Origin of the sequence: Microbaculum mangrovi (assembly GCF_051390635.1) — a bacterium.
GTDB lineage: Bacteria > Pseudomonadota > Alphaproteobacteria > Rhizobiales > Tepidamorphaceae > Microbaculum.
Window position 1 is genome coordinate 332863 of the sequence record NZ_JBPODT010000005.1, and the last position, 15443, is coordinate 348305.

General features: G+C 66.0%; 12 protein-coding genes. 10 read left to right on the forward strand and 2 right to left on the reverse strand.

All coding sequences use genetic code 11. From position 1 onward, the window contains the following. Positions 1-5 precede the first annotated feature (5 nt). The 3 genes from dsbD to ACSF9G_RS22295 are packed head-to-tail and all read left to right on the forward strand — an operon-like array spanning position 6 to position 3363. Positions 6-1937: a protein-disulfide reductase DsbD gene (gene dsbD, locus ACSF9G_RS22285; protein ID WP_436644352.1), complete on the forward strand. Its 1932-nt coding sequence runs from the start codon at positions 6-8 to the stop codon at positions 1935-1937. Continuing rightward, a complete protein-coding gene (locus ACSF9G_RS22290) occupies positions 1934-2740 on the forward strand; it encodes a prolipoprotein diacylglyceryl transferase family protein (RefSeq protein ID WP_436644353.1) in 807 nt (268 codons plus the stop codon). Before dsbD ends, ACSF9G_RS22290 begins: the two co-directional genes overlap by 4 nt. 17 nt (positions 2741-2757) lie before the next feature. Further along, entirely contained in the window at positions 2758-3363 is a 606-nt protein-coding gene (locus ACSF9G_RS22295) for a DsbA family protein (RefSeq protein WP_436644416.1), read from the forward strand. 28 nt (positions 3364-3391) lie between these two features. Here ACSF9G_RS22295 and ACSF9G_RS22300 read toward each other — a convergent pair whose 3' ends face one another. Together ACSF9G_RS22300 and ACSF9G_RS22305 are read right to left on the reverse strand one after the other, a co-directional pair. Continuing rightward, positions 3392-3937: a lipoprotein gene (locus ACSF9G_RS22300; protein ID WP_436644354.1), complete on the reverse strand. Its 546-nt coding sequence runs from the start codon at positions 3935-3937 to the stop codon at positions 3392-3394. 133 nt (positions 3938-4070) lie between these two features. Further along, a complete protein-coding gene (locus tag ACSF9G_RS22305) occupies positions 4071-5036 on the reverse strand; it encodes an AraC family transcriptional regulator (protein WP_436644355.1) in 966 nt (321 codons plus the stop codon). A 516-nt stretch (positions 5037-5552) separates the two neighbouring features. Here ACSF9G_RS22305 and ACSF9G_RS22310 point away from each other — a divergent pair. The 7 genes from ACSF9G_RS22310 (at position 5553) to ACSF9G_RS22340 (ending at position 15441) form a co-directional block, all read left to right on the forward strand. Continuing rightward, the gene (locus tag ACSF9G_RS22310) at positions 5553-6200 is read left to right on the forward strand and encodes a hypothetical protein (protein WP_436644356.1); all 648 of its coding nucleotides are present in this window, start codon (positions 5553-5555) and stop codon (positions 6198-6200) included. A gap of 27 nt (positions 6201-6227) precedes the next feature. Then, entirely contained in the window at positions 6228-7013 is a 786-nt protein-coding gene (locus tag ACSF9G_RS22315; protein WP_436644357.1) for a CPBP family glutamic-type intramembrane protease, read from the forward strand. A gap of 13 nt (positions 7014-7026) precedes the next feature. After that, positions 7027-7284, forward strand: coding sequence for a hypothetical protein (locus tag ACSF9G_RS22320; protein WP_436644358.1), 258 nt, complete (start codon positions 7027-7029; stop codon positions 7282-7284). A gap of 16 nt (positions 7285-7300) precedes the next feature. Continuing rightward, positions 7301-9376, forward strand: a complete 2076-nt coding sequence (locus tag ACSF9G_RS22325; RefSeq protein ID WP_436644359.1) for a M13 family metallopeptidase — start codon at positions 7301-7303, stop codon at positions 9374-9376. Between the two features lie 201 nt (positions 9377-9577). Continuing rightward, positions 9578-12646 (forward strand): PEP/pyruvate-binding domain-containing protein, encoded by a 3069-nt coding sequence (locus ACSF9G_RS22330; RefSeq protein WP_436644360.1) that lies wholly within the window; start codon positions 9578-9580, stop codon positions 12644-12646. Further along, positions 12643-14286, forward strand: a complete 1644-nt coding sequence (locus tag ACSF9G_RS22335; protein WP_436644361.1) for a hypothetical protein — start codon at positions 12643-12645, stop codon at positions 14284-14286. Before ACSF9G_RS22330 ends, ACSF9G_RS22335 begins: the two co-directional genes overlap by 4 nt. Positions 14287-14295: 9 nt before the next feature. Further along, complete coding sequence (locus ACSF9G_RS22340) at positions 14296-15441, forward strand: TAXI family TRAP transporter solute-binding subunit (protein ID WP_436644362.1); 1146 nt, start codon at positions 14296-14298, stop codon at positions 15439-15441. Positions 15442-15443: the final 2 nt, after the last annotated feature.

Here is a 15443-nt window from a genome sequence, read left to right on the forward strand (position 1 = left end):
AGGTGATGAAAAAGGCGATTCTGGCCGCGATCGGACCGCTGGCGCTGGCGGTGGCTGCCGCAACCGCGATTTGGACGGCGGCTCCTTCGGCGGCATCGCCGGGAACCCCGCTGGCCGCCGACGAGGCGTTTGCCCTCGAGGTGTCGCGCGGCGACGCCGGCTCCATCGTGGTGAGCTGGGACATCGCCAGCGGCTACTACCTTTACCGGGATCAGATCGCGGCCCGCGCCGCCGACGGCGCGCAGCTGTCCATCGTAACGGCACCGGGAATCCGCAAGGACGACCCGACCTTTGGCCAGACGGAGATCTATCTCGAACGGGCCGAGGCCGTCATCGCCGACCCCGGCGGCGGCGAGATCGAACTCGTCTACCAGGGCTGCCAGGACGGCGGCATCTGCTACGCGCCGCAAACCCGCCGTATCGACGTCTCCACGCTGGCGATCACCGACCCGGCGGCGCGCCCGGCCCCCAGCCGGGCTCTCGGTCTGGTCCCCGGCCTCTCCCCCGGCCTGTCCTCCGGCCTTTCCTCCCCTGCGGCATCGCCCGACGTCACGTGGAACATGGCGCCCGACGCGGCCGACGAGGCCCCCCGACAGGACACGACGGCCCCGGCCGGCTTCGCGCTGGCGGACGACCCGGGCCTCGTCCAGTCGCTCCTGGGCGACGGCGGCACCCTCATGGTCCTGGCCATGTTCCCGCTCTTCGGCCTGCTGCTCGCCTTCACGCCGTGCGTTTTTCCGATGTACCCGATCCTCGCGGCGGCGCTTGGCCGAGAGGGCGAAGGGCTGACGGCGCGCCGCGGCTTCACGCTGTCCGCCGTCTACGTCGCCGGATTGGCCTCCGCCTTCGCGATCCTCGGCGCCATCGCCGGATGGTCCGGCCGCAACCTGCAACTGGCCCTGCAATCCCCGGTGACGGTCGGCGTGCTGGCGGCGTTGTTCGTCGTGCTGGCCCTGCCCATGTTCGGGCTGTTCAGGCTCCAGTTGCCGGCCCGCTGGACGAACTGGGTCGCGACGCGCACCGGCGGCCCGAACGGGTCGACGCGCGGGTCGAAACGCGCGGCGGCGGCGCTGGGCTTCTCGTCCGCGCTGATCGTCGGCCCCTGCGTGACCGCCCCGCTGGCGGGCGCGCTCCTCTACATCGCCCAGACCGCCGACATCGCGCTCGGCGCCGCGGCGCTGTTCGGTCTGGCCGTCGGCAAAGGCATTCCCCTGATCGTACTGGGAACGCTCGGCGGCCGGGTAATGCCGCGGGCCGGCGCCTGGATGGAAAGCGTCAACCGGGTGTTCGGCTTCGGTTTCCTTGCGACCGCGATCTGGATGGCGACCCCGCTGCTGCCGGTCGGCCTCGACCTCGCCCTGTGGGCCATTCTGCTCATTGCCGCGGCGAGTTTCGCGTTCACTGCCCGTTTTGCCTCCGGCCCGGCCCTGGCCGCAACGCGCGCCGCCGGCGCGGTGGCATCGATCTACGGGGCGATCCTGATGGTCGGCGCGGCGTCGGGAGCGACGGATCCGCTGAAGCCGCTCGCGCCGCTGGCGCAACGCGGCGCCACGACGCCGGCCGCACAGCCCCTGGACTTCGCGACCGTCTTGTCCGCCGACGACCTGCGCGTACGGCTGGCGTCCGCCGACGGCAAGCCGACGATGGTCTACTTCACCGCGGACTGGTGCGTGACCTGTTTCACCATCGAGCGCTCCGTCCTGCCTGACGACGCCGTCAGGCGGGGCCTGTCGGGGTTCCAGCTGGTGAAGGCCGATCTCACCGACGTCAACGCGACGAATACGGCGCTGATGGAGCAACTAAACGTGGCCGGCCCCCCGACCATGGTGTTCTTCGACGCGCGGGCGCAAGAGGTGCCGGGCACGCGGCTCGTCGGCGACGTCACCGTCGCCCTCCTGACCCGGTCGGCCGAACGCCTCGGCGAGGCCGGCCGATGAACGCCGTCTCGCTCGGGCCGTTCGTCCTTGCCGCGGACCGCTTCGCGACAGTTCTCGGCGCCCTTGTCTTCATCCTCGTCGCGGGAGCGATCGCGCGCCGGATCGATCGCCGCTTCGATGCCTGGACCTGGTGGGTGCTGATCGGCGGCGTCGCAGCCGCGCGGCTGGGCCACGTGGCGATCAACTGGCGCAGCTTCGCCGACGACCCGTTGCGCGCCTTCGCGCTGTGGCAGGGCGGGTTCTACTGGCCGGCGGGCCTGGCGGCCATCGCGCTCAGCGTCCTCCTGGTGCTGCGGACCAATCGCCAGCGCGCCTGGGCCCTCGCCTCGCTAGCCGCGGCTTTCATCGTCTGGAACACCACCTGGCAGCTCGTCGGAGGCACCAGGGCGATCGCGCTGCCCACGGAGACGTTCGAAACGCTCGCCGGCGCGGACCACAGCTTCCTCGCCGGCCGGGGCACGCCGCAGGTGATCAATCTGTGGGCCACCTGGTGTCCGCCCTGCCGACGGGAAATGCCGATGATGGCCGACGTCGCCGCCACGACCGACGGCGTCGGCTTCGTCTTTGCCAACCAGGGCGAGACCGCCGATCAGGTCCGGCGCTATCTGGCGGATGCCGGGATCTCGCTCGAAACCGTCCTGCTCGACCGCTCCGGCGCGCTGGCCCGGCACTACGCGGCGCGGGGCCTGCCGGCCACGCTTTTCCTGGACGCCGAGGGAACGCTGTCGCACGCCCATGTCGGCGAGATCTCGCGCGAGGTGCTCATGGACCGTATCGCCGGGATGCGGGACCAGCAGGAATGAACCGAAAACGGAGTACGATCATGAACCGGAGACAGATGCTGACGACCACGGCCGCGGGAACGGCCGCCATGCTGCTGCCCTCGCTGTCGCACGCGCAGGCCTACCCGAGCGTGCAGGAAGTCCTGTTCGACTCCGAAATCCCGGTGCTGGGCAACGTCGTGGGCGACGTCACGATCGCGGAATATTTCGACTACCAGTGCCCCTACTGCAAGCGTGGTCACGACGATCTCCTCGACCTCGTCCGCGAGGACGGCAAGGTTCGCCTGGTGATGAAGGACTGGCCGATCTTCGGTGGCGCCTCGGTCTACGCGGCGAGCCTCGTCCTTGCCGCCGGCGACGACTACGAGGCCGGCCTCAACGCCCTGATGGCCACGCCGGGGCGCCTGTCGCGGGACGAGGTCGACGAGGCCCTGGCGGACGCCGGCCTCGATGCCACCGCGCTCTATGGACGCTTCGAGAAGGACCGGCCGCGCGTCGACGGCATTTTGTCCCGCAACACCGCCCAGGCGAGAGCCTTCGGCTTCAGCGGCACGCCGGTCTACATCGTCGGCACGAAGATCTACCGCGGGGCGATAGACAGAGCCGCCATGATCGAGGCCATCGCCACGGCGCGCGAAAGCTGAGCCTTCGCCGCCCGGACGGCGCCTCGCGTTACGATCCGCAATTGTTCGGCGCCACCGAATTGATCGTCTTGTAGCGGCCGTCCGACGTCACGATCTGCGCACAGGTGCTCGTCGACGCATTCCACCAGAACGCCGTCAGACCCTTGGTCCGGGCAAGCTCATAGCCGCGGGCGTTGAGACCCATCTCCGCCTGGCCGCCCTTGGCCCCGACCATGTCCGCGATGTCCGCCGGCGGACCGCCGGCCGTAGCCGTCGCCGTGGCCGGCGCGCCGCCCGACTGGCCACAATCCGCCGGCGCCACGGTATCGACCGTCTGATAGCGCCCGTCGCCGGTAACCACGCGGGCGCAGGTGCCCGACGCGCTGTTCCACCAGAACGCCGTCAGGCCCTGGGTGCGGGCGAGTTCATAGCCGCGCGACTGCAGCGCCATCTCCCCCGACGAGCCCCTGGCGCCGACCAGATCCGACAGGTCCGCCGCATTCGTCGCCGTCACCGCCGGCACCGTGCTGGTCGTGTCGCTCTGGCACCCGGCGAGCGCAATCGCGGCAAAGGCTATGACAATTGACCTTTTCATCCGTCGTCTCCTCTCTCGACTCGAACTCACTGTCTGTCGCCCCTCCGTGCCCGCGGCCGCCAGCCCCGAAGGGGCCGGCGAAGCGAACTCGGCCCTTGGCGCGTTGCTCGGAAGTCGAGACGCGATCCAGGCCTCATCTTGATTTGCGCAAAGTCTCGGACGGCAGCTCCCCGTATGTTGCACGGTAAGCCTTGGAAAACCGGCCGAGATGGAAGAAGCCGCAAGCCATCGCGATCTCCGTGACCCCTCGCCCGTCGCCGCCCTGGCAAATCTTCCTGTAGGCATGTTCGAGACGTATCGAGGCGAGGCGTGCGCCAGGCGTTGTGCCGAGCGTCTGCCGAAATGTCGCCTGAAGGCTACGCGCCCCAATCCCGACAGCACTGGCGATCTGGGAGATGGACAGCGGTTCGCCATAGTTGGCGTGCATGAAATCTTCGGCCTTCCGCACAACACGGGCCGGACCGGCGATCACCCTGCGGTCGTCGTCACATACCGTCGCCAGATAGCTGCGGAACTGCTCCATGGCGAGTATCTCGGCGGCCTCCAGTGCCGCCGCCGAACGCAGAAACGGGACATCCGCGGCGAGGCAGGCCATGAGATACTCGCAATACTCCCGCAGGGCGGCCACAATCGCCAAGGCCCCGCCAAGAAACAGACCGTCGTCCTTCAGCGCCGCAAACCCCGGAATCGCGCTGGCCAACGGTTCGGATTGGATTGTGCTCATGGGCACCATCAGCACCAGCGCGACGTAGTCGTGACCCGGCGCCTGGAAAACTCGGGTGCGGCGGGAATTGGGGCGGAACGCCAGTGACTGCCCGGCTCCTGCGCGATACTCGCGCGATCCCGCGGTGACCTGGAGCTGGCCGCGCGTCGGCAGAAGAACAGTGAAGTGATCGTGTTCCGTCAGGCTGACGTCGTGTCCGGATGACGTGACCCGCGACAGGGTGATGCCGCGTGGTCCCAGCCGAATGCTCTCGATCTTGAGGTGTTTGTCAGGCGCGTCGAAATACGAGAAAGCGTTGGTCCGGCTGAACATCATGGACTCCAGCGGGCTCTCGCCCCCCCGTCCGGCGCCAAACTCCCTCGTCGTCAGTGCCATCGATCCGGATTCCCCGTCGGCCGGCTTTGGACTGGCCGGCATTGGAGCTGTAATTCTGACTGTATACATTAATCATTTGAGTAGCCAACAAAGTATATCGTTCGAGCCTTGAAACGATCGAACAATCGCGTGGATTGGCCATCTCGTCGGGAGGCCTCCGATTCAGTCGCGATGTATCCGTGTCGACGCGGTCTTACCGGAATGACTTTTGCGCAATCCGGATAATCGAGTTCGCGATGTGGATTGTTAGCCGCGTTGGCAACGCTAGTCTTCATCGTGTTGCAGCTGAGACCGGAGGTCACGGGCTACACCACGCTGTCGTTCAAACGCTCTGGTTCCGTTGCCCCGACCGTAGGGGCGGGGTCGACTGATGGTGTCTGTGGCAGGAGAACAATCGACTAGCACGCCCATCGTGCAGAGATGCCGACGGAGGCAATCATGAATGTGGCGTCTGAATCGAGGCTGTCCGCCTGGACCTTCACAACGGGATTGGCGTTCGGTGCACGGCGCCGATGCATGAGGCGCGGCGTCGTCGCACTGTACGCGCCTCTCGCGACCGTGATCGTCACGGCCTTCGTTGGCGCAACGGCGGCGAAGGCGGATATCCCGATTTTCAACGCGACCTGCCCGCAGGGGATCGAGGTTCACGCCGACAAAGGGGGACCCGTCTTCATCAACGGATCGAAAACCCAACTGAAGACCTTCAACGAGAACTACTATGAGGCCAGCGGCTCCGGCGTAACGATATCGCTTTCGATCAATCCGGACGGAACGCCTGCCGTGACCTACACGGCGAAGGGTGGCGCCAATGGCATATGCCAGGTCAAGACGGCCTCGGTGACCGAACCGTCAAGCGGGACGGCATCGGCCGACGTCGACCTGCGTGGAATCGGCACCGTCAATGGCGGTGGTCCCACCAACGGCCACCTCTTCAAGGGCAGGCACGGCAGATACGCGCTTCTGATCACTGCGACCCAGGACGGTTTTACCTGCAGCGGCCTCATGGAAGAGGCACCCGGAACCAGCAAGGCGATGATCATGCCCATCACCTGCACGAATGGCGCGCGCGGGAACGCGACGATTCGCCTGAACAACTCCGGAAAGGGATTTACCGTGCCCTTTGCATTGTCGGACGGCAAGGGCGGCTATGTCCTCTTGCGATGAACGTAGCCCGGTGCGCGGGGGCGCCGGATGAGTGCCGAAGCGCCAACCGTCGCCGCGCGCCCCGACCACTTGATGTGGCTCGAACGACGCGACGATGATTTTCCCTACTACCGCGGAAAACCGGTCGAGATCACCGGCCCCCAGTGGTGGTTCGTCATGCTCGGCGTCGCAGCTGGATACCTGGTGCTGATCTTCACGCTCGCGGTCTTTTCGACCGGTCTTCTGCAGTTTCTGCCGGCAATCCTGTTTTTCGCAATTCCACTGGTGGCGTTGGGCATGGTGGCGGGCCGCGGCTGGAGCGCGATCTTCAGACCGCTTCGTGGCATCGATTTCGTTTGGATGGTCGTTTTCTTCATCCTGAACTGGGTCGTCGTCCTGGCTGTCGGCCTTCTCATGATCAACCTGCTCGAGACATCACCGAACCCGGCGACCCAGGTCGTGGCCACGGCATCGACCAGCGACCGGATATACTTCTTCGTCAAGACGGGATTGCAGCTGTTCGGCGAAGAGGTCTTTTCGATCCTGCCATTCCTTGCGTTGTTGTACTGGCTCGTCGCGCGCCGCGGTATGTCGCGCAATACAGGGGTATTGCTTGCCTGTCTCGGCACCGCGCTGATCTTCGCCCTGGCGCACCTGAATACCTACAACTGGAACTTCGCCCAGGCGCTCCTCGGCGTCGGAGTGGCGCGCCTCGTCCTTCTGGTGCCCTACATCATGACCAAGAATGTCCTGGTTTCGACCGGAGCCCACGTCCTGAACGACTGGGCCATTTTCAGTCTTCCGCTGCTGCTCGGCGCCGGTAGTGACGGCTAGGGTCCGATGCCGGATGAATGGCAGTACCAGATGGCGCCGCACCGCGCTTTGCGGGGATCAGCGGCTGACCGGCTGGGTCGCCGGCCGATATCTGAGAAAGGCCGCGCTGCCGAGTGGCAACGAGCGCGATCTCGACCTCCAGGCGGGCAAACTCGTGGGAAGTGATCCAGGGCTGGGATTCAACCAGGAACGGACCGGGGACCAGAACCGGATCTCTATCAACGGTGAAGAGCGATACGAAATCCCGGACGTCGTGATCTACGGAGATTGAAGTTGGGAGTTCGGATATGAACGAGACCATCCGCCGCGCTAGTTGCATGACTGCCTTCGTCGCGCTGCTGACAAGCTCCGCCGCCGCACAGGATGCCGAGGTGCCGCAAAGCGGCCCCGATGCGCTGGAATTCTCGGTCGAGAACATGGACCTGACCGCGGATCCGCGGGTCGATTTCCAGCGCTTCGCCGCCGGCCGCTGGCTCGATCGTGTCGAACGGCCGGCGAAGCTCGCCGCGTTCGGAATGGCCGCGGTGATGCAGGAGCGGCTGAGCACGCTATTGCGCGAGACGATGGCCAAGGCGGCCGAAGCCGCGGCAACGGCCCCAAAGGGAAGCCCCGCGCAGCAGGTCGGCGCCTTCTACGCCGCCTACATGGACACCGCCGCACGCGATGCCGCCGGGGTCGAGCCGATACGCGCCGAGCTCGACGCCATCGCGGCGATCGAAACCAACGACGATCTCGTGCGCTATCTCGCGCACTGGACCGAGACGGCCGGCTTTCCTCCGCTCGCCGCCATCGTCCCAAGCGCCGATGCAGCCGACAATACGCGGTATGCGCTGTTCGCGCTGGGCGGCGACCTCGCGCTGACGCGCCTGCTGGCCTCGGTCTACGACCAGCCCGAGCACGCGGCCCAGCGGGAGGCCTATCGGACCTACATTACTGGCACCCTGAAGGTGGCGGGATATGCGCCCGGACGCGAGGCCGACCTTGCCACGATGATCGACGCGCTGGAGGTGGAGCTGCACGCCGGCGAGCCGACGCCGGCCGAGCGGGTCGATCCGTACAGCCGCTACCACCCGATGAGCCTCGACGAACTGCAGTCGCAGATTCCGGAACTCGACCTGACACTGTTCATCGCAAGCCTCGGCTTCTCGAAGCCGGACAGCATCGTGCTCTACATGCCCCGCTACTTCCCGGTGCTCTCGCAGGTCCTGCGCGATCACGACATGCAGGACATCCGCGACTACCTGTCCTACCGGCTGATCCGGAAGTTCTCCAACGTGCTGAGCACCGACTTCGATGCGCCGAGCCAGGCGTTCCTGGCGACGATGACCGGCGTCGAGATCGAGCCCACCCGCGAAGAGAAGGCGCTGGCCCTGACGACGGAAAGCCTGGGGCAACCGTTGGGGCAGGTCTACGTCGACGCGTATTTTTCCAAGGCCCAGCGCGAAAGGGCGGCGCAGGTGATCGAGCTCGTCCGCGCCGCGTTCCTGGCCCGTATCCCGACCCGCGTCTGGCTGACCGACGCCACACGAACCGAGGCCCTGAAAAAGGCCGAGGCGCTCTACTTCAAGGTCGGGTACCCCGATGCGTGGATCGACTTTTCCGGTGTCGAGATCGGCAGCGATCCGGTTGCCAATCTGACCAACATCGCGCGCTTCGACTGGCAACGAACGGTCGCCGACTTCGCGGGACCGGTGAAGCACGACCCGTTCAGCGCACCGTCGACCCTGCCCGAGGTCATCAACGCGGCCTACATCCCCGCGGAAAACGGCTTCCAGGTCCCCGCCGCCTTCCTTCAGTCGCCGGTGTTCCAGCCCGATATGGATGCGCCGGTGCGGTTTTGCCGGCTGAGCGCGGTCCTGGGCCACGAGATGACGCATGGCTTCGACAGCCAGGGCCGCAATTACGACGCCAAGGGCAACTTGCGCAATTGGTGGACAGCCGAGGACGAGGCCGCCTTCACCGCCGAGGCGCGGAAACTGGTCGAACAAGCCGACGCCTACGAGGCGTTGCCCGGCCTCAACGTCCGCGGCGCCCAGACCGTCGGCGAGAACATGGCCGATGTCGGCGGCATCAACTTCGCCTATGACGCCCTGACGACCTGGCTGCAGGACCATCCCGAGCAGAACGTCGAGATCGACGGCTATACGCCTGCGCAGCGTTGCTTTATCGCCTGGGCGCAACTCTGGACGGAGAAGACCACAGACGCCTTCATCACCAACCAGGTGATGACCAACGAACACCCGCCGAACAACTACCGCGCCACCGCGGCGCTCCAGCACGTGGATGCCTTCTACGAGGCCTTCGGCATCGGGGAAGGCGATCCGATGTGGCTGCCGCCCGAGAAGCGGGTGCGTGCCTGGTGATCCGGCCGGCCGGTCAAGCCGCTCGCTCCGGTTCGGCTTGCCCGACGATCCGCTGCCGTTCTAGGCTGCACCGGTTGTTAGCCGGCGCGCGGTCGCCCCGTACACAAGCCGTCTCGCAACGATCCGGTTGCGGCCATCATCGGCCGTGGCGGCGAACCGTTCGCGTGACGATGCCAGCAAACCACTGGAAGTGGGACGACGATGGTAGTTAGCAAGATTCCCGGCGTCACGGCGGCCTGCCTCATCGCTGCGATAGGCCTGGCGACACCCGAGGGCCCCGCCTCCGGCTTCGAGGCGCAGAAACTTTCGCCTGACGTGACCGAGCGTCTGGACCAGGCCTGGAGCATCAGCCGTCAGAAGATAAAGGGGCCGTTTGGCCCGAATACATGCGTCTGCAACGACGGCCGCAGCGCGCCGCTTCTGACCCAGAGCGGAGAGATCCGCAACATTTGCGGCGACGAGACGCTGTTCTGTGCCGCGTTCAAGGCGGACTGGGGCAAGGATCTGGAGACGGACGGCGTCTACGTCGCCAACATCTTCTCGCGCGATCTCTACGAATGGGACCGTATCGCCAACCACTTCGATCTGGTCCGCGGCTATATTCTCGAACGCTATGTCATCGACACGTCGCCGGAGAACAAACTGTCGCAGATGCGCCAGTATGGCGGCCTGTCCGGTGCGGAATACGAGATCGTCGCCAAGCGCGATTTCTACGAGCGCTTCCTCGCCGCGGAAGACTACAACGATTTCCGCCATTTCCTGCTCGCCTACGAACTGCAGAAACGCCACTTTTCCCGCGGCGGCTTCGGCAAGATGCAGGAGGTGCGCAATATGGCGTCGCGCATCCAGGGGATCGACGGCGGTTTCAAGCCGCTCCGCGACGCGGTGCACAATCAGGTCTCGGCCTCCCTCATCCCAATACTGGAGGACTACCGCGACAACCACGCCAACGCGCGCACCCAGGCGCTGACCGACGAACTCATCGCCGAGATCCGAACGCTGACCTCCCTCGACGTTGCCGCGCTCGACGACGATATCGGCGCGATCGAGAACCAGCGCCTCATGCAGTTGCTCACCAATCTTTCGGTACGGGCTGCGGCGAGCGATGGGGTGGAAACCATGGCGGCGCTCGGCGAGATGATGCGCGTCGCCCGCGAATCCGTCGCCGACGGAACGCTTTCGCCCGGCGACAGGCGCCGCGCGATCGATCTGAACATCGTCGCCTCCGCCGTCATGCAGAGCGAGGGATCCCGCCTGCGCGACGAAGGCACGATGTCGATCGGGCAGACGATCGCTATGATGCGGGCGCTGGTGGACGGCGCCTACGGCGTCGGCCTCCTGTCATCGCGCGAGCGGGCGTCGGCGTCGAACAACCTGCAGATCCTGCTCCTGGAAGGCGGGCTGGAGGGCGGCACGGTGCCACGGGCCGAACTCAAGCACCGCATGGCCCTTGCCGCCCGCGTGGTGGAATGGGCGCAGAACAGCGCGATCCTCGCCTTCGCGGAAGTGTGGTCCCAATGGCTGCACCTGATGCCGGAGGTCGGTCGCCTGCCCGACGACATCGTCAGGGGATCGCCGCTGCTGCTCTACGCCGACGCCCACCAGGAAGTGGCCGACTTCGCGGTTGGGCTCGGCGCCGTACGACACGAGCTGGCGGGAACCGAAGTCACCGGCGGCGTCCGCGCCCTCAATCCCGGGCTCGCCGTCGGCCCGCTGCTCTTGAACCCGGAGAGCGGCAGCTACTCCCGATCCGAGCTGGTCGCGCTCGCGGCGACCCCGGAAGACCTGCAGCCGACGGCCGGAATCCTCACCCAGGGCGAAGGCAACGTCGTGAGCCATGTCCAGCTCCTGGCGCGCGCGCTGGGGATTCCCAACGCCGTCGCGGCGAAGCAGCCATTCGATACGGTCGCCACGCTGGCGCAGGAGGACGTGTTCTACGCCGTGACGCCCAACGGCAGGGTCATCGTCAAGAAATCGGCCGACATGACCGACCTGGAAAAGGACGTGCTCGCGGAATACACCGCCAACGTCTCCCGCGACGACGACGGGGAGCTGGCCGATGCGGGCGGGGCCGGAAAGCTCCACATCGACAAGGACCGGCTCGACCTCTCCGTCGCGGCGCCCGTGCCCCTCACCAGCCTGCGCCGCAAGGACTCGGGCATCCTGAGCGGGCCGAAGGCGGCATTCCTGGGGGAACTCAAGCACCTGTTCCCCGATAACGTGGCGCGCGGCGTCGTCCTGCCCTTCGGCGTCTATTACGAACATTACAAGCGCGCACGCGTGTCCGTGCCCGAGAACCTGGCGGGCAAGGACATCGCCGAGCCGGGCCAACCGCTGCCGGACTTCGTGCGCGCGACCTATGCCCGGTTCTTCGGCGAGATGATCCCGAGCGGACTGGGCGAAAAGGAGCTGTCGGACTGGATCAAGCCGCGGCTCGACGTCATCGTGGCCTCGATCATCGAAACCCCGCTCGACGAGAGCCTGAAGGCCGCGATCGCGACCGAACTGGACAAGCAGGGCCTGCTGGATCCGAACGATCCTTCGATGACGGTCGGGTGCTTCGTCAGAAGCGACACCAATGTCGAGGACATGGAGAATTTCAATGGCGCCGGCCTGAACCTGACCATCTTCAATCTCGTCTCGCTCGACGACATCTATAGCGGGGTCAAGGAGGTCTGGGCCTCGCCCTTCCGCTACCGGTCGTTTTCCTGGCGGCAGACGTTGATCGACGATCCCGAGTGGGTTCTCCCCTCGGTCATCATCCTGGAGTCGGTTCCTTCCGAAAAATCCGGTGTCGCGATCACGGCGGACATCAATTCCGGTGATCCCGACGCGATCCTGATGGCGACGTCGGAAGGCGTCGGCGGGGCGGTGGACGGAACGCCCGCCGAAACGTTGTTGTGGTCGACCTACGGCATCGAGCTGGTCACCATGTTCAAGTCGCCGACCCGCCGCATGCTGAAGCCCGAAGGGGGCATCGACGTGATCGCGTCCACCGGCCGGGAATACGTCCTGAGCGACGAGGAAGTGGCCGCGCTCTCCGACGCGGCCAGGAAGATCGAAGCGTCCCTGGAGCCGACCCTGAATGCCGCGGGAACGCCGAGGCCATGGGACATCGAGTACGGCTTCGCCGACGGCAAGCTGTGGCTGTTTCAAACACGCCCGTTCATCGGCTCCGACGAAGTCGCCAATCTGCCCGCCCTGTCGCGACTGGACGATACGCCCCCCAGCGTGTCGGAGACCGTCGCCTTCGACGAGGTTCCCCAATGATCGTTCCACGCTGTTTCGCGCAGACCATCGCATCGGTCGGGATCGCGGCCATCCTGTCGATCCCGGTGCTGACGGCGCCGGCGGAAGGGAAGGTCGTCTGGGACGGCTCCAAACCCGCCCCGGGCATCTGGTTCTACTGGTACGAGCCATCGTTCTATACGGGCTTCGCGCCGAAGTCGCAGGACCCGGACCGGGCCCATATCGAGTTGTCCCGGGGCAATCAGACCCGATTTACCCTCGTCCTCGGCAATGCCGAGATCGATACCTACCTGGACGATCTGGAACTGCGCCGAACCACCATCGAAGCCTTGGTGGAGAAAGGCGTCATAGAACTCACCACCAACCTGTCGTTCGAACGGTTCGTCTCGCGGATGAGCGACGCGGGCGTGGAAACCGTTCTGGTGGCGCGTGAGAGCCTGGCGCCGGAAGAGTATCGGGAGGCGTCCCTCGAAGTCATGGAGACGCTGAACCCGGGCCGCATTTTCCGGATTCGCATGCCTCTGACCCGCGTGCTCGGCGAATGGCACGCCTACCTGTCCGGCGCGGACCTTTCGAATACTCGGGAACGCCTCGATGCCGCGAACGAATTGCTGCCCGGACGAATGAACCTCTTCACACTGAGTGGCGAGGCCGACCAGGCATTGGACAGAGCTGTCGAGGCGGCCAAGGCGGGTGCAGACTCGCCAGGGTTTCGCGATGCCGCCCTCGCGTTCCTGGATATGGCGAAGAACGGCCAGTATGCGACGGTCGACGATCACATCGTCGCCATCGAGTTCACCGCGATCTATCCGGTCGGCACGGCGCAGGCCTACAAGAATACCGCCTACGGCAAATTGCCCGACTTCGGCGTAACCGGCGTCTGGCCGCTGACGGAACGCGACAAGGGGCGCGGCATCACCGGAATGGTGGACTACCTGTCGTCCAACCCGGGTTACGGGTTCATCCCCCTGCTCGCCTATCAGCCGGCCGGCGGCATCTACTACAACGCCTTCCACAATGCCGGCGTCCGCACGCCTTCCGGCACCAGCTTTCTGCCTGAACAGTGGCGGCACGTGCCGGGAGAGGTGACCCCGGACAAGCCCTATCAGCAGCTGTGGCTGGTGAGCCGGGGACCGGCCTCGCATGGCTGCACGCGGATGGACTCAGGCCAGATGAGCGAATTCCGCAACGCCCTTCCCTCGGCATCCGAGGGGCTCTCGGGAATCCCGGTCTTCCGGAACCTGCCCCAATGCTACGACGTGTTCGATATCGACGGCGACGGGCGGCAGGAGGTCATGGGGGTCGCCTATTTCCACGCCTACAAGAGCGAGAAACACGAGCCGACCGAGGCGTACAGCCCGAACAATCGGGAGGATTTCTACGCCTGGCTCTATGGCGACAACGTCGTCTACACCGACGATGGCGGCGCTGCCCTCAAGACGGTGCCCGTCTGCCGCTTCGAAGGGTTGAAGAAGGCCGACGAAGTCGGCTCGCTGGACAACGTGCCCCTGTACGAGGCGCCCTTCGAGCCGGGCTCCATCCAGTTCTACCAGCTCAAGCCGGCCGCGTTCGACTCGCGGCCGGGGATGGAATTCAATCGCGAATTGCGGCGTCTCGGTATCGGGTATGATGCGAATGCCAAGACCCTGTTCCTGGACTGAGGGACATCGTTGCCGAAGATCACGGCGCCTGCCCGGGCCACATGTCCGGGCGGCGCGCCGCGAGATGTCGCCGATTTTCGGCGGCCATCGGCCGCGCAGGTGAGGTGCCACTTGTCCCATCGGATGAGACCTCGCGGAACTCGCGGCCAGGCGTTTTCCTCCCGCGCGCATATCGCGCTGGTATTGTTATTTTTGTCCGTGCCGGCGGGCGCGCCGGCTCGCCCGGCCAGCGAGCCGGTCCAGCACCGTTTCATCACACTGGGCACCGGCTCCCCGTCCGGCGTCTACTACGCCGCCGGCCAGGCGATTTGTGAAGCCGTCAACCGGGCCGCGAAACGGCGCGCTGACAGAGGCGACAGGATCGTCACCATTTGCCGTGCGGGACCATCGGGAGGATCGGTCTTCAACGTCCGTCAGGTCGCGTCGGGCGCGTTCACCTTCGCGATCGTGCAGGCAAACGATCAGCGTGCCGCGGTTGAAGGGATCGATCCCCAGCGCGTGAAGAGCGTTCCGGACCTGCGGTCGGTCCTCTCACTTCAGCCCGAAATTCTCCAGGTCGTGCTGCCACGAGGCTCCGACATCGAACGGGTGCAGGACCTGTCCGCACGGCACATAAATTCAGGCAATCGTGGGTCGGGCACCCGCTTGCTCACCAACGAACTGGTCGAAGCCTACGGGGCGTCGCTGGACGAGGGGACGATGGCCGAGACGTTTTCCATGGAGCTGGACGCCGACGCCCTTTGCTCGGGTCGGCTGGACGCCTTCGTTACGGTGAGCGCCGTGCCGACCCCAAGCGTCCTCGACGCGACGAAGCGCTGCGGGGCCCAACTGTTGCCGCTGCGGGGGCCGGAAATCGAGGACTGGCTGGCGGGTGCCGCCGACCTGGCCGAAATCGTCATTCCCGCGAACGTCTATCCGGGGATCCACGACCCGACGCCCTCGATCGGCGTACGGGCCGGGCTCGTGACGCGGGAGGCGGTGCCGGCCGACGTCGTGCGCGATGTCGTGGCCGCCGTCTTCGAGGAATTGCCGCTGCTGCGTTCGGCCCACCCGTCTCTTGAATCGCTGCAACCGCGCGAAATGGCCACCGAAGGTCTTGGCGCGCCCGTCCACGACGGCGCGATGGCCTATTTCACGGAGCGCGGCTGGCGATGACG

What these genes read in the sequence shown, in the direction of transcription:
- ACSF9G_RS22330 (WP_436644360.1), top strand. Translation starts at nt 9,578, where the DNA reads ATGGTAGTTAGCAAGATTCCCGGCGTCACGGCGGCCTGCCTCATCGCT.
- ACSF9G_RS22320 (WP_436644358.1), top strand. Translation starts at nt 7,027, where the DNA reads ATGAATGGCAGTACCAGATGGCGCCGCACCGCGCTTTGCGGGGATCAG.
- dsbD (WP_436644352.1), top strand. Translation starts at nt 6, where the DNA reads ATGAAAAAGGCGATTCTGGCCGCGATCGGACCGCTGGCGCTGGCGGTG.
- ACSF9G_RS22310 (WP_436644356.1), top strand. Translation starts at nt 5,553, where the DNA reads ATGAGGCGCGGCGTCGTCGCACTGTACGCGCCTCTCGCGACCGTGATC.
- ACSF9G_RS22315 (WP_436644357.1), top strand. Translation starts at nt 6,228, where the DNA reads ATGAGTGCCGAAGCGCCAACCGTCGCCGCGCGCCCCGACCACTTGATG.
- ACSF9G_RS22300 (WP_436644354.1), bottom strand. Translation starts at nt 3,937, where the DNA reads ATGAAAAGGTCAATTGTCATAGCCTTTGCCGCGATTGCGCTCGCCGGG.
- ACSF9G_RS22305 (WP_436644355.1), bottom strand. Translation starts at nt 5,036, where the DNA reads ATGGCACTGACGACGAGGGAGTTTGGCGCCGGACGGGGGGGCGAGAGC.
- ACSF9G_RS22290 (WP_436644353.1), top strand. Translation starts at nt 1,934, where the DNA reads ATGAACGCCGTCTCGCTCGGGCCGTTCGTCCTTGCCGCGGACCGCTTC.
- ACSF9G_RS22325 (WP_436644359.1), top strand. Translation starts at nt 7,301, where the DNA reads ATGAACGAGACCATCCGCCGCGCTAGTTGCATGACTGCCTTCGTCGCG.
- ACSF9G_RS22335 (WP_436644361.1), top strand. Translation starts at nt 12,643, where the DNA reads ATGATCGTTCCACGCTGTTTCGCGCAGACCATCGCATCGGTCGGGATC.